Below are 14,109 nucleotides of genomic sequence, written 5' to 3'. Positions count from 1 at the left end.
CCGCCGCCGCGCGGCATGCGCGCCCGGACGGCGATGTTGGGCGGCACCATACCCCCTCTGCGGAGGGGTGCAGCCGAAATGTAGGTCCCCCGTCCGGGGCTGGAAAATTGACCGGTCCCCCGCCCTCCCTACACTCGCTGCGGGCATTGCTACAGCCCGCTACGCGGCTGAGACGCGCAGAGGGAAGACGGACATGACGGCGAAGAAGGGTCGGGCGGAGAAGGCGGTCCTGTCCCGGCAGGAAATCGCGACGCGCCGCAGGGCGCTGGCGGACAAGCGGATGAAGGCCGGCAAGGGCGGAGACGTCGCCACCCGAGCCATCATCGGCGTGTTCCTGCTGGCGGCGTCGTTGATTGCCCTGCTGGCGGTGGCCACTTTCGATGCGAAGGACCGGGTGGGCCCGGGCTTCAACAACGCGGTGGGCCCCATGGGGCACCTCATCGCGGAGTCGCTGCGCGGCCTGTTGGGCGTGTGCGCCTACCTCATCCCGGTGGGCGGCATCTACACGGCCATGGTGCTCTTCGTGGGCAGCCGGGACCGGAAGCGAGGACCGCAAATCATCAGCCTGGCGCTGCTGACGGTCAGCGTGTCCGTCCTGGCGCAGCTGATGTTCGCCGGTGACAAGGGCTGGGCACACCCGCCGGGTGGCGCGCTGGGCGCCAGCCTGGGCGGCGTCATGTCCGGCCTGTTCTCCACGGTGGGCACCGTCATCCTGGTGACGGCCATCAGCGCGGCCGCCCTCATCGTGGGCACCCAATACACCTTCCTCAAGCTGTGCTCGCTGGCCTGGGCCGGGCTGTGCGTGGTGGGCCGCCGCGTCCAGGAATCCGCCAGCGTGTTCTGGGAAGCGCAGAAGGTGGCCTACCAGGAGCGCCAGGAGCGCGCCGCCGAGGAGAAGCTGGAGGAGGCCGCCTTCCTCGCGCAGCTCGAGGCTGACGAGGAAGAGCTCGCCGAAGCCGAGCGCCTGGCCGAAGAGGCCGAGGCCGCCGAGGCCGAGGCCATGGCGGAGGAGGCCTTCCGGCTGTCGAAGCAGCAGGAGAAGGAGCAGGCCGTCGCCGCGAAGCTGGCGCTCAAGGAGTCTCGCGAGCGCGAGAAGGCGGAGAAGCTGGAGAAGAAGCTGCTCCCGCCGACCCGCGAGGCCGACTCGCTGCCGCCCGCCCCCGCGCCCGTGCTGGCCCTTCCCGAGAAGGCTCCGGCGAAGGCGGAGAAGCGCCCGGCCCTGGGTGCCGACCCGGCCTGGGCCGCGTCCTTCCTGCCGCCCTCGCCCAACCTCATCATTCCCGCCGACGGCGCCGACGCCACCGAAACGCCGCGCGCCCGCCGCAAGCCGAACATCGTCACCGGCCCGGCGCCGGTCCCCATGGCCGACGTGGAGACCGAGCCTGTCGCGCCCGTCATCGCCGCCCCCGTGGCGCCGGTGGCGCCCGCCCCCGCCGCGCCGGCCGACATCGTTCCCGCGCAGCCGTCCGCGCTGGCGCGCATGCCGCTCATCGTGGAGCCCAAGGCCCCGCCCAAGCCCACCGTCAAGAAGAGCCAGGACCAGTTCGAGTTCGTCGGCGACCGCAAGAGCTTCTCGCTGCCGCCGCTCGACGTGCTCGAGTGCGACAAGACGGAGCGCTCCGCGCTGGACAAGGACGTGTACCTGTCCACGGCGGAGAAGCTGCGCGCGAAGCTGGCGGACTTCGGCATCGTCGGCGAGGTGGTGGAGATTCGCCCCGGCCCCGTCGTCACCATGTACGAGTTCCTCCCGGGGCCCGGCATCAAGGTGAGCAAGATTGCCGCGCTCGCGGACGACCTCGCCATGGCCATGGAGGCCATGCGCGTGCGCATCGTCGCCCCCATCCCCGGCAAGGGCGTGGTGGGCATCGAGGTGCCGAACAGGGACCGCGAGACCGTCTACCTCAAGGAGATCGCCGAGCAGGACGCCTTCAACAAGGGCGCCAGCAAGCTGACCATGTGCGTGGGCAAGGACATCGAGGGCATGCCGTACGTCCTCGACCTGGCCAAGGCGCCCCACCTGCTCATCGCAGGCACCACCGGCTCCGGTAAGTCGGTGGCGGTGAACTCCATGATCATGAGCATCCTCCTCAAGGCCACGCCCGAGGAGGTCCGCTTCATCATGGTGGATCCGAAGATGTTGGAGCTCTCCGTCTACGAGGGCATCCCCCACCTGCTGCTGCCGGTGGTGACGGACCCGAAGAAGGCGGCGCTCGCGCTGCGCTGGGCCGTGGAGGAGATGGAGCGCCGCTACCAGATGCTGTCCGAGGCGGGCGTGCGCAACATCGCCGGCTTCAACAAGCTGGTGGAGAGCACCGCGGTGGAGGTGAAGACGACCACCGAGTCCGCGCCGAAGAAGAAGGCGAAGCCGAAGAACGTGCTCGTGCTCGACGGCGAGAGCCCCAAGTCCTCCATGCCCGCGGGCGGCGAGAGCCTGGGCGTCGCCGCACCCCGGGACGACGAGGACGACGTGCTCGACGCGCAGGCGTCCGAGGACGCCGAGGCTCCGGAGTTGGAGGCAGAGTCCGAGGACACCGAGGCGCTGGAGGCCAGCGAGTCCACCGAGCCGGAGAAGAAGCAGCTCAAGAAGCTGCCCTACATCGTGGTCATCATCGACGAGCTCGCCGACCTGATGATGGTGGCCAGCCGCGAGGTGGAGACCTACGTCGCTCGCCTGGCGCAGATGGCCCGCGCGGCCGGCATCCACCTGATGGTCGCCACGCAGCGCCCGTCCACGGACGTCGTCACCGGCGTCATCAAGGCCAACTTCCCCACGCGCGTCAGCTTCATGCTGCGCTCGAAGCCGGACTCGATGACGATTCTGGGCACGGTGGGCGCCGAGGCCCTGCTGGGCATGGGCGACATGCTCATCATGCCGCCCACCAGCGCGCACCTGCAGCGCGTGCACGGCGCCTTCGTTTCGGAGAACGAAATCAAGAAGGCGGTGGACCACCTCAAGGCCCAGGGCAAGCCCGTCTACGACGATTCCATCCTCAAGCCGCGCGACGAGGACGTGGAAGGTGGCGGCGAGGAGGACGAGCTGTCCGACGAGCTGTACGACCAGGCGCTCGCGACGGTCAGCGAGATGCGCGCCGTCTCCATCTCCATGCTCCAGCGCAAGATGCGCATCGGCTACAACCGCGCGGCGCGCATGATTGAGCGGATGGAGCGCGACGGCGTGGTGGGCGCGGCGGATGGTGCCAAGCCCCGCGAGGTGCTCATCCGGGGCCTCGGCGACATGCCCGGCGCCGGGGCCATGTAAGGCCCGCGTGGCCGCCTTCTCCCGGATTGGATGGGAGGCGGTGGCGCTGGCGGTTCCACTTCACGGGGGCGTCCTGGCTCGGCCCGGACGCCCTCGCTGTTTTCCACCGAGGCGTGCCCATGATTGTCGCCATCTCCCGCTTCCGGCCGGCCCCCGAGGAAGCGGACCGCCTGGTCGCCCGCTTCCAGGCGCGCACGCGGGCGGTGGACGGCTACCCGGGCTTCCTGGGGCTGGAGGTGCTGCGCTCCTTCGAGCGGCCGCCGGAGCTGATGCTGGTGACGCGCTGGCGGGACAAGGCCTCCATGCGGGCCTATTTCCAGTCTGAGGACTTCCAGCGGGCCCGGGAGGCGAGCGCCCAGCAAGAGGACGCCACCTTCGCCCTCTACGAGGTGGTGGGCACATGAAACGCGATGCCGGTTCCCAAGCGGCCCGGTGTCGTCTATGGGCGGAATCCCATGGCTGAACGCATTGCCCTTTTCGCCACCGCCGCTCGCGGCACCGAGGACCTCCTGGCCGACGAGCTGAAGGAGCTCGGCGCCCGCCGCATCCGCCAGGACCGCGGCGGTGTCCGCTTCATGGCCACGCTCGACGAGGCGCTCATGGTGGCGCTCTGGTCCCGCATCGCCATGCGCGTGCTCTACCCGCTGGGCGCCTTCGAGGCCCGGGGCGCGGAAGGCCTGTACGAAGCCGCCGCCAGCGTCCCCTGGGAGGAGCACCTCACCCCCGAACACACCTTCGCGGTGGATGCCACGCTGAAGGACAGCGAGCACAGCCACTCCGGGTTCGTGGCCCTCAAGGTGAAAGACGCCATCGTCGACCGGATGCGCGATACGAAGGGCGCCCGGCCGGACGTGAATACGAGGGACCCGGACATCCGCGTGGTGGCGCACCTCTCCCGTGAAACGCTGTCCCTCTCCCTGGATTTGTGCGGCGAGCCGCTGCACCGCCGGGGCTACCGCGTGCGCCCCACGCCCGCCCCCCTGAAGGAGACGCTCGCCGCGGCGGTGCTGCGCGCGGCGAATTACACCGGGACCGAGGGCCTGGTGGACCCGATGTGCGGCTCCGGCACGTTGCTCATCGAGGCAGGCCTCATCGCCCGCCGACGCGCGCCCGGGCTCAACCGGGACTTCGCGGTGGAGCGCTGGCCGGAGCTGGGCGCCCGGGCCCGCGAGCTGCTCGCGGACATGCGCGCGGATGCCCGCCGCAACGAGCGGAAGGTGGAAGTACCGCTGCTCGGCTTCGACAAGGACCCGGAGGCGCTGGAGGCCGCCAGCCGCAACGTGCGCGCCGCGCGACTGACGGAGGAAATCCAGTTGGCCGAAGGTGATGCGACCCGGCTGCCGCCGTTGCCGGAAACAGGCGGATTGCTCGTCACCAACCCGCCCTACGGCGACCGGCTCGGCACGGGCGGCCAGAAGGGAATGAAGAGCTTCTACTTCAAGCTGGGGGAGTCGCTCCGCGTGCCAGGCTGGCGTGTGTGGGTCATCTGCGGCAACCCCGGCTTCGAGAGCGCCTTCCACGCGCGCCCCTCCGCGAAGCGGGACCTCTGGAACGGCCCCATCGCCTGCTCGCTGCTGGGCTACCGGCCGCCAGACGGTGGCAGCGCTCGGGGTGACACCGGGGACGGCTCAGAAGCGCCGCTCGGTGCGCCGCGCCAGCCGGAGGATGTTGCCCCTGTGCGTCCACAGCATGAGGGCGAAGAGGAAGGCTGAGAGTCCCGCGTACTCCACGGCCCGCGCGGTGAGTGCCGACGTGCCCACCGCCGTGGCCCCCGCCGCCAGCGAGCCCAGCGAGCTCACGCGCGACACGGCGAAGACGGCGACGTACGCCAGCGCGCCCGCCAGCGCGGCCTGGGGCACCAGCACCAGCAGCACGCCCAGCGCGGTGGCCACGCCCTTGCCACCCTGGAGCTTGAGCCACACCGGGTAGATGTGGCCCAGCACCGCGGCCAGCCCCACCGCCACGTGCACGGTGGGCGCATCCGGCAGCAGGCGCACCGCCAGGACCACGGGCAACGCGCCCTTGATGGCATCCAGCAGCAACACCACCGCGCCCAGCTTCTTGCCCGCCACGCGCGTGACGTTGGTGGCGCCGATGTTCCCGCTCCCGCCCTTGCGCACGTCCACCCCGCGCAGCCACCGCGTCAGCAACACACCGAAGGGAATGGAGCCGGCGAGGTAGCCCAGCAGGACGAGCGCGGAAGTCACGACGCAGAGGCTACAGCAGCAGGTGGGGGAAGCGCGTCTTCACCACCACGTAGGCGTAGTTGACCAGGATGATGATGGGCGTCAGGACGCCCAGGACGCTCCACTCGCGGGGGGAGAGCTCCACCTGGGGGATGGGCATCGCGAACACCAGGTGCAGCACCATGACCACCGCCGCCAGGGCGAACACGATGGCCGCCACCGTTCCCAGGGGGTTGGCCTCCCAGGCGCCAGCGAAGTTGAGGTGCGATACCCGGTCGGCCACGCGCGTCAGACCGCAGCCAAGGCAGGGCCACCCTGTCTGCTCTCTGAGCACACAGCCCCAGAAGGGGATGATGCGGGCCACCGGGATGTAGCGCGCCACGAGCAGCCCCACCACGCCGGCGAGGCCCATGGCGTCCACGGTGCTGAAACGGCGGTTGCGGGGAGGGATGACGACCTTCAAGCGCACCTCGTCAGCATGTGCGGATGGATGGACTTTAGTACGGGGGTCGCCTTGCCGGAGCAAAGACTTTTGGCTAAGCGGACGGGGTATGAACACGCTCCGCACGTCCCTGATGCTGCTGGTCGCCGTTCCCCTGGTTGCCCTCGCGGGCGACAAGTCGTCCGCCAAGGCGGGCAAGGCCGCCGAGGCCGACTGCCACCACCCGCCCGCCCCGCAGGCGCAGACCGCGCCCAAGGCCGAAGGCGCGCCCGCTGCGGCGGCCCCCGCGAACGATGGCTGGAAGCTCACCCGCGGCGATCCCCTCAAGGGCGCCAAGGCGGTGAAGCTCGCGGACGTGCTGGCCAAGCCGCAGGCTCACGACGGCAAGACGGTGCTGCTCGAGGGCCAGGTGCGCAAGGCGTGTGAGCGCAAGGGCTGCTGGATGGAGTTGGCGGCGAACGGCCAGGACAAGGGCCCGGGCGTGCGCGTGACGTTCAAGGATTACGGCTTCTTCGTCCCCCTGGACTCCGCGGGCGCGCAGGCGCGTGTGGAAGGCGTCCTGAAGGTGGCCGAGCTGACCGACAGCCGCGCCCAGCACTACGAGTCGGAGGGCGCCATCGTCCCCCGCGGCGCCGACGGCAAGCCGCGTGAGGTGCAGTTGGTGGCCACGGGCGTCGAACTGCGCCGCTGAGACGACATGGCACGAAGCTTCAGCATGCGCGGCGTGCAGAGCGCGGCGGACCGCGCCGTGCAGCACGCCCGCGCATGGATGTTGGAGACGGAGCCGGGCTCGCGCGTGCATGACGTGCAGTTGGACCCGCGCTTCCAGCACCGGGGTGTGGACCTGCTCTGGGAGCTCCCCTCGGGAGAGGTGCGCGGCATCGAGGTGAAAGGCGACCGCAACGCCACCCGCCGCCGCTACTTCTTCGAGCTGGTGTCCAACCTGGAGAAGGACACCCCGGGCTGCTTCCTCTACAGCGGCGCGGACCTGCTGGTGTACGTCTTCCTCTCGCAGGGAGAGCTGCACGTCGTGCCCATGAAGGCGGCGCGCGAGTGGTTCCTCCCCCGGGCGAAGGAGTACCCGCTCAAGCACGCCTTCACGCAGACGGGCGCCATCCGCTACACCACCGTGGGCGCCGTGGTTTCCGTACGAGACGTGGCCGAAGGTGTCCCCGGCGTGCTTCGCGTTCCGCTGAAGCGCAGGGGCGGCGCGAAGGACGTGCCGGAAGAGGTGCCGCCCGCCTCCGAATCTCCTCAAGGACAGGAGACGAACAGCTAGGACGGAGGGGCGGAAGCGCGGCTCCCTGGCGCCCTCTTCCTTGGCGGAGCCGGCGAACGGCCCCACTTCCCACGGGCTGTGACAGGAGGCCACGCAGGCCCCCTGTCACGCGCGTGCCTCAGCGACCGTGACGGTGACGGCGGTGGCCGGGGTGAATCTTGTCGTGGGCCGCCTCCAGGCGCTCGGAGATGCCCATCAGCTCCAGCAGCGACTCGCGGTCGTTCTGCGCCTTGTAGACGTGCTCCAGGCGGGGAACGAGGTCCAGCGCGAGGTGCAAATCCCCACCCTGCTCCGCCGCCGCGAGCAGCGTGCGGGCCGCCGCCGCCGCCTGACCGTGCGCCTTGATGTGGATGAGGCCGTCCACCGCCAGCAGGCGCGCGATGGGCGAGCGCTCGGTGTCCTCGGTGAGCTTCACCATGTCCTCGGTGGCGGGTCCAAGCTCGCCCTTCGCCGCACGGACGATGGCGCGCGAGATTCCACGGCGGTCCGGCAGGAGGAACTCCTCCAGGTCCGCAAAGGACTCCGCGTGGCCCACGTGGCCCGAGGACGCCAGCGCCTCCGCGAGGCTGTCGAAGATTTCGGCCTGCTTCTCCGTGAAGGGCGCCAGCGCCTCGCGCATGAAGCGCTCCTGCGGCGCCCCCTTCTCGTCGAGCGGCATCTTCGCGCGCACCGCGTTCATCTTCTCGAAGGCGGCGTCCACCGCCGCGTCCTGCCGCCCACCCAACAGGAACGACAGTTGCTGCATCAGGTTCGCAAGCGTGTCGGCCATCTCCATGGGCGCCACGCGGTCCGGCAGCCAGCGGCTCCACAGCTCCACCGCCGCCGCCACCGCGAAGTCCTTGAAGGGGCCGGTGCCCTTCCACTGCGGCCGCCACTGCTGGGCAATGCCAATCGGGAAGGCCGACTCCGCCAGCTTGCGGAAGTCGTCCTCGCCCACGGCAATGCCGTAGTGGCCGAGCGTCCCGAGCAGGGCTTCCGTCGAGTACTCCTTCAGGCCCTTCTGCTGCCACGACTTGTCCACTCGCTGCGTGCTCACCTGGTTCTCCGCTGCCCTGGACGCCGGCCATCGGCGCGCCAAGCGGCCTTCTAGCGGAAGCCGGGGCGGACGTGCACCACCACGTGCACTCCCGCGTCAGGCGGCGGACGCCGGGGGCGCTGTCCTCGGCACGGTGGGCCACAGGACGGGGTTGCGCCGGCCGTCCGCCACCCGCCGGGCCAGGTACGGCTCACAGTCCCGGGCGTCGAAGGCCCGCTTCCACGCCGCGAAGTTCCCTCCCGCCTTCCAGGCATCCATTGCCGCCAGCCCAGCCTCCGGACCGCACTGGGCCAACATGTACTCCACCCAGGCCCAGCGCGCGGACGTCGGGCGCACCTCGGCGCGCCCCCGAAGCCCCTTGCGCAGGCGCTCCAGCCGCCCCTCCACCTCGCGAATGCCCGCGAAAGGAGCGCCATCCAAGGGCGTGTTGCGCTTGGCCACGAAGGGCGCCACGCCCAATGCCACCGGGAGGATGCGGGACAGCTCGCTGGTGAAGCGAATGAGCTCGTCGATGTCCGCGTCCTCTTCGGTCGGCAGACCCACGACGTTGTACACCTTGAGCTGCTTCATCCCCGCCGTACGAGCGAAGGTCGCGGCCCGGACAATCTGTTCCTCCGAGTGCTTCCGGTCGACCATGTCCCGCAGGCGCTGTGATGGACCGTCCGCCGCCACCGTGAGGTTCGTGGCCCCTCCCCGCCGGAGATGATCCACCAGTTCCTGGGTCAGCCGGTCCGCGCGCAGGGAGGACACCCCCACCTCACGGCCGGAGTCCACAATCGTCCGGAGCAATTCGACGATGCGCGGATGGTCCGTCACCGCCGCGCCCACCAGCCCGACCCGGCGGGCATGCTCCGGAATCAGGGACAGGATCCGCTCCGGCGGAACCGTGCGCATGCCCCCATTCGTGGTGCGCCGCATGACGCAGTAATGGCAGCCCCGGGAGCAGCCCCGCTCCGGCTCGATGAGGAACATCGAGCGCAGCTCGGTGTGCGGTGTCACGATTTGTGACCGGGCAGGCAGCCGTGAATCCGTTGCCTTGGCCACGTGGTATCGCGCCCCGCCCCGCCCGGGCACGCGGAAGCCCGGGATGCGCGCCAGGTGCGCCAGGAGGGCCTCGCGGTCCATGGTCGCCGCGGCCTCCACCAGCAGGTGGATCAAATCCTCCGCCTCGCCCTGGACGAGCACGTCCACGAAGGGCTCCAGCGGATCCGGGTTGGAGAACGTCAACGGCCCGCCGCCCACCACGAGCGGATAGCGGCCATCCTGGCGCTCCTCTGCCAGGAGCGGGATGCCCGTCAGCTCCAACATGGAGAAGAGCCCCGTCAGCTCCAGCTCATAGGCCACGGAGAAGGCCAGCATGTCGAAGTCAGCGACAGGGGCCTGGGACTCCCAGGTGAAGAGCGGCGTCCGGGTGCGCTTGAAGGCGTCCACGTCATCCGGAAGGAAGACGCGCTCGGCCGTCGCTCCGGAGTGCTCGTGGATTTCACGGTAGATGGCCTGGTAGCCAAGCGAGCTCATGCCCACGTGGTAGGGGCTGGGGTAGCAGAGGGCCACCCGGTAGGGCGCCGCCTTGTGCAGCGTGCCCTGTTCGTCCGCCAGCAAGCTGCGAACGCGCTCGAAGAGTGAGTAACGGCCCTCCATGTGCCTCCAGTACAGGTCCAGCCTTTTAAACACCGCGGCCCCGGTCAGCCACTCCCATGTGGGGAGAGACCGCCGGGGCCGAGGTGCGCCACCCAGGTGGGGTGGCGCGGTTCAGCAGACGACTTGTTCGACTACTTGAACGACGGGATGTCACCCGCCGGCACGCAGTAGCCCGTGGTTCCAGTCGCGCTGGTCGGCTGGCACACCACGGCGAATTCCGGGTTCAGGCCGGACCCCACACCGCAGTTCTCTGCGGGCTCCGTCGAGGCGGTATCGCACGGTGCGGGCGGCCACACAGCGCGCATCACGTAGGACGAAGTGCAACCATTGCTGGTGTACTTGACCTCGCCCGTGAACTGGGTTCCCGGCGCCACAGCCGCCGAGTACACGCGAACATTAGAGAACTCGTAGCGGATGGTGTTCGCCGCCGCAGTATCCGAGGCCGCCACGTTGACGAACGCAGGAGCGAAGTCGTTCGCGTGGCAGAAGCCATGGTCCTTGGGTTCGGTGTCCAGAGAACCGAGCGAAGTCTGATCCGCCGACGTGGTCGTCGTATCAGCAATCGCGCGGCTCGCCAGAGTCGCGGGACGAAGTGCGAGCTGCGCGGCCCCCGTCTCCGGGTTCACGTACTTGTAGACACCCATCAACTCCACGAGCGGCGCAGTCGTGGTGCACGCGTCGCCATTCGCGTCCTTGGGGGAATCCACGACGTCGTACTTCACCGCCCAGCTGGGAGACTCTTGCACGAAGCAGTTGGTCTCAGGTTGTTCGAAGCTGCAGCCCGTCAGCAGGCTTCCCGCGCCCACGAGAACCAACGCAGTATTGACGATGTTCTTGGTCATGTGACTGATGTTCCGATTCCGTGACTGGGCCTGGGATTAGAACGTGTACCGGATGCCGAAGCGGACCTGACGGGGCGCCTGGTACGAGAGCGGGTTCTTGAAGTTCTTGTTCACGTCGCCGTCGACACTGCCGAAGGGCTCATCACGCGGCGCTTGGTCCTGGAACTCCACGCGACCCGGCAGGTTACCCGGCTCGAGGTCGGCAGGCGTTCCACCCGGGATGGGCTTGATGTCGCGCACGGTATACGTCTGGTCGACCGTGTTCACGCCCTGGAAGTTGAAGAGGTTGAACACGTCCAGGGTGAACGACACCACGCTGTCCTTGCTGACGCGGTAGTTCACGCCAATGTTGGAGTCGATGGTGTTGATCCACGGCGTACGGCCGCCAGCGCCACGGGGGAGGACGAAGGACTCGTCCTGGAGGTAGGCCCAGTGGCTACCCCAGTAGTTGATCGGCGTACCAGAGCTACCGCGATAGGAGACACCCACGCTCGCCGACAGGGCGTTCGAGATGTTGAACTCCTTCGCACCGAAGACCTTGATCTGGTGCGTGCGGTCGAACGGCAGCAGACCCGTGCGGTTCTCCAGGAGCTCGATGAGATCGAAGTCCGAGAGGATGTTCGGGTCGAGCTGGCCCGTCTCAGGACGGAACAGACCAGGGTAGTTACCGTACAGGCGCGACCAGGTGTAGTTGGCCTGGGCGAGCCAGCCGTCGGCGAACGTACGGTTCAGGTAGACGGTGACGTTGTCGTAGTTACGAACCGGCGTCGGGAACTCACCGGCGAAGCCGCTGCCGGGGTTACCGAGGAAGTACGTGTTGCCGTCGTCGCGGCTCATGTCCTCGATGACCGAGTTCATGTCCTTGTGCGTGTAGCTCGCACCCAGGCGGGTGTTCGCCAGCACTTCGTACTCGGCGCCGACCACGATTTCGTCAGAGGACTGGGCCTTGATGTCCGGGTCGACCGGCGTCCCGCCAACCGTGCCGCCCGTGTAGAAGCGGTTCACGTTGCGGCTGCTCTCCGGAATGGCAAGCAGGTTCGAGTCGGAGTTGCACGTAGCCTGCTGGCTCTCGAAGCTGGACGGGTCGCACGAGGTCGTCGTGCCCTGGCCCGGCTCCGCGAGGGAGCGACGCGCGGAGATGCGGTTCTCACCCGGGAACGCGCGGTCCATCAGGTTGAGCGGGACCTGCTCGTAGTAACGAGCGAAGTTCACGAACACCTTCGCGCGGCCGTTGGCGAACGGGTCGACGATCGCGCCGATACGCGGCGACCACTGATTGCCGAGCAGCAGAGAGAGGTCGCCGTTGCCGCCGTAGAGCGCCTGCACGTCGTAGCGGACGCCCAGGTTCAGGGTCACCCGGTTCGCGATGGACCAGGAGTCCTGGAGGAAGCCACCGACCGTGGTGCTGGTCGTCTTGGCAACCTGGGTGAACTGCGTCACCGCAGAGTCAGGACCGGTCTGATACCCGTAGCGACGCGCATCGTGCACGGCGGGGCCCTGGCCAGCAACCCCGTAGTTCCCACCCTCCTGGAAGAACACGCCGCCGCCGTACGCCTTCACCTGGTCGAACGACAGCAACTCGACGTCCACGCCTGCCTTGAACACGTGGGTACCCAGCGCGTTCAGCAGGTAGGTGGCCTTCGCGTTGGCCTGGTAGCGATCCAGCGTCTGGTCGCTCATGAAGCCAGGGCCGCCCACCCCGTAGCCCGTCACCGGGCAGCGGAGCAGCTGCTCTGCAGGCGTGCTGCCGCAGGCACCCTCCTGCCCTTCGGGCAGGGCTTCGAACAGGGTCAGCGCGCGCGGGGTGGTGTACACCATCCGCGAGTAGCCGGCCAAGCCCGTGCGATCGCCCAGGTTGCTGCCGTCACCCGGCAGGGTGGACGCGGTCTGGTGGAACCAGCCGAGGTTCGCATCAACGAGGACCTTCTTGTCCGCGAAGGCACCGGCGTACTTCAGAGCCAGCGACGTCGTGTTGGCCTTCGTCTCCGTGAGACCGAAGTCACCCGGACGGGTAGCCAGCACGCCCGGCAGACCACCCGACTGGGGATTGACGCTCAGCTTCCCAAGGCCACCCGTCGACGTCGGCGTGCCGTTCAGGGCGAACGACACGTTGTGGTCCTGGTTGATGAGGTACGTCAACTTACCCATGTACTGAATGGTACGCGAGTCGGCGTAGTAGTTCCTGGCGGAACCGGGGATCGCGTCCGCGACCGTGAAGTCGGTCTCGTCCTTGATGGTGTTGCCTTCGTCATCGACGCGCAGCGCATTGAGCGTGCGGGTGTGCTGGTAGCGGGTGAACGACGGCGCGAAGCCGGCGAAGAACCACAGCTTGTCCTTGAGGATCGGACCACCGAGGGTGGCGCCGAAGTCGCCCAGGTTCCGCAGCTGGTTCAGGCCGGTGATGACCGTGCCCTCTTCACGAACCTGCTTGCGGGTGCCCTCGAGGGTGCCCGGCGTCCAGTTCGCGAACACGGAGCCGTGGAACTCGTTGGAGCCCGACCGGGTGACCGCGTTGATGACGCCGCCGGTGGACCGGCCGAACTCCGGCATGTAACCGCCGGTGATGATGTTCACGTCCTGCACGAACTCGATGCTCAACGGGCTGGCGTTCACGCCGAAGGCCGGGTCGTTCGTGGACAGGCCGTCCACCACGTAGCCGTTCTCAGGCGAGGTCGAGCCGTTGATGGACACGCCGTAGTTGTCGTTCTGGGCGCCAGGCGCGAGCTCGGCCAGGGACTCGAAGGAGCGGGTTGCGCCGCCCTTACCACCCGGACGCGCAACGGCGATGCGCTTGATGAACTCCTGATCGACGTTCACGCCCATCGTCGTGGAACCCACGTCGATGGTCGGGGGCGCGCCGACGATCTCCACCACCTCACCGAGCGCCTCGGGGAGCAGCTCCACGTTGACACGGATGGTGCGGTTGAGGCGCAGCTGGATGGCCGAACGAGCGTACGGCTTGAACTGCTCCTTCTCGAACCGCAGGGTATAGTCGCCGGGGGGCAACTGGGGGATGCGGTAGTTACCCTGCGCGTCGGTGACGACCGTCTGCTCACCCTGAAGGTTGGGCGAGGTGGCGGTCACAACGACGTCAGCGGCAGGCTGCCGACTCTGAGCGTCGATCACCGTACCGATGATCGTGCTCGACTGTGCGAAAGCCGCGGATCCGTACAGCAGACCTGCGGCGACAACAACTCCGGTTTCCCGGAGCACTCGGTTCAAGTGCATACCAGACCCCTCCAAGGTGGGCTGCAAGTGAAAATGACCCGGGAAAATATCCGAGGTCGAGCAGTTGTCAATAGACCGTTGCTTTTTGGTAACCAGTGGGGCAATTGCCCGATCACGCCACAACCGTCGACCATGCTTGCTTGAACCCGGAACGCGTTTCTGTATGGTAGCGCGCCCTTTCATCCGGGCGGAGCGT

The 14,109-nt window shown here is 68.4% G+C and carries 11 protein-coding genes; 5 read left to right on the top strand and 6 right to left on the bottom strand.

Annotated features, from left to right (window positions below):
• Positions 1 to 193 precede the first annotated feature (193 nt).
• The 3 genes from BHS09_RS07345 to BHS09_RS07335 all read left to right on the top strand — a co-directional run bounded on the left by BHS09_RS07345 (position 194) and on the right by BHS09_RS07335 (position 4,971).
• On the top strand, positions 194 to 3,259 hold the full coding sequence (locus tag BHS09_RS07345; protein ID WP_174258677.1) for an FtsK/SpoIIIE family DNA translocase: 3,066 nt from the start codon (positions 194 to 196) through the stop codon (positions 3,257 to 3,259).
• Between the two features lie 119 nt (positions 3,260 to 3,378).
• Complete coding sequence (locus tag BHS09_RS07340) at positions 3,379 to 3,663, top strand: antibiotic biosynthesis monooxygenase family protein (RefSeq protein ID WP_163884327.1); 285 nt, start codon at positions 3,379 to 3,381, stop codon at positions 3,661 to 3,663.
• Positions 3,664 to 3,669: 6 nt separating this feature from the next.
• The gene (locus BHS09_RS07335; RefSeq protein WP_140788516.1) at positions 3,670 to 4,971 is read left to right on the top strand and encodes a THUMP domain-containing class I SAM-dependent RNA methyltransferase; all 1,302 of its coding nucleotides are present in this window, start codon (positions 3,670 to 3,672) and stop codon (positions 4,969 to 4,971) included.
• Here the strand turns inward: BHS09_RS07335 and plsY are convergent.
• Both plsY and BHS09_RS07325 read right to left on the bottom strand, forming a co-directional pair.
• Positions 4,888 to 5,466 (bottom strand): glycerol-3-phosphate 1-O-acyltransferase PlsY, encoded by a 579-nt coding sequence (plsY, locus tag BHS09_RS07330; protein ID WP_140788514.1) that lies wholly within the window; start codon positions 5,464 to 5,466, stop codon positions 4,888 to 4,890. The two genes, BHS09_RS07335 and plsY, sit on opposite strands and share 84 nt — an antisense overlap.
• A gap of 10 nt (positions 5,467 to 5,476) precedes the next feature.
• Positions 5,477 to 5,908 (bottom strand): DUF2752 domain-containing protein, encoded by a 432-nt coding sequence (locus BHS09_RS07325; RefSeq protein ID WP_163884329.1) that lies wholly within the window; start codon positions 5,906 to 5,908, stop codon positions 5,477 to 5,479.
• An 88-nt stretch (positions 5,909 to 5,996) separates the two neighbouring features.
• Between BHS09_RS07325 and BHS09_RS07320 the strand changes: the two genes are divergently transcribed.
• Together BHS09_RS07320 and BHS09_RS07315 are read left to right on the top strand one after the other, a co-directional pair.
• Positions 5,997 to 6,578 carry a DUF4920 domain-containing protein gene (locus tag BHS09_RS07320; protein WP_174258676.1) on the top strand — a complete coding sequence of 194 codons (582 nt, stop codon included), beginning with the start codon at positions 5,997 to 5,999 and terminating at the stop codon, positions 6,576 to 6,578.
• A 6-nt stretch (positions 6,579 to 6,584) separates the two neighbouring features.
• Positions 6,585 to 7,166: a hypothetical protein gene (locus BHS09_RS07315; RefSeq protein ID WP_140788510.1), complete on the top strand. Its 582-nt coding sequence runs from the start codon at positions 6,585 to 6,587 to the stop codon at positions 7,164 to 7,166.
• Between the two features lie 118 nt (positions 7,167 to 7,284).
• Here BHS09_RS07315 and BHS09_RS07310 read toward each other — a convergent pair whose 3' ends face one another.
• From BHS09_RS07310 to BHS09_RS07295, 4 genes are all read right to left on the bottom strand, one after another.
• Positions 7,285 to 8,202: a hypothetical protein gene (locus BHS09_RS07310; RefSeq protein WP_237078106.1), complete on the bottom strand. Its 918-nt coding sequence runs from the start codon at positions 8,200 to 8,202 to the stop codon at positions 7,285 to 7,287.
• 96 nt (positions 8,203 to 8,298) lie between these two features.
• On the bottom strand, positions 8,299 to 9,843 hold the full coding sequence (locus BHS09_RS07305; RefSeq protein WP_140788506.1) for a radical SAM protein: 1,545 nt from the start codon (positions 9,841 to 9,843) through the stop codon (positions 8,299 to 8,301).
• 131 nt (positions 9,844 to 9,974) lie between these two features.
• Positions 9,975 to 10,685, bottom strand: a complete 711-nt coding sequence (locus BHS09_RS07300; protein WP_140788504.1) for a hypothetical protein — start codon at positions 10,683 to 10,685, stop codon at positions 9,975 to 9,977.
• Positions 10,686 to 10,721: 36 nt separating this feature from the next.
• Positions 10,722 to 13,913, bottom strand: coding sequence for a TonB-dependent receptor domain-containing protein (locus tag BHS09_RS07295; RefSeq protein WP_472796507.1), 3,192 nt, complete (start codon positions 13,911 to 13,913; stop codon positions 10,722 to 10,724).
• Between the last annotated feature and the right edge of the window lie 196 nt (positions 13,914 to 14,109).

Source organism: Myxococcus xanthus (assembly GCF_006402735.1).
GTDB lineage: Bacteria > Myxococcota > Myxococcia > Myxococcales > Myxococcaceae > Myxococcus > Myxococcus xanthus_A.
Note: the sequence above shows the minus strand (reverse complement) of the source record. Positions and strands in the feature narration are given on the sequence as shown.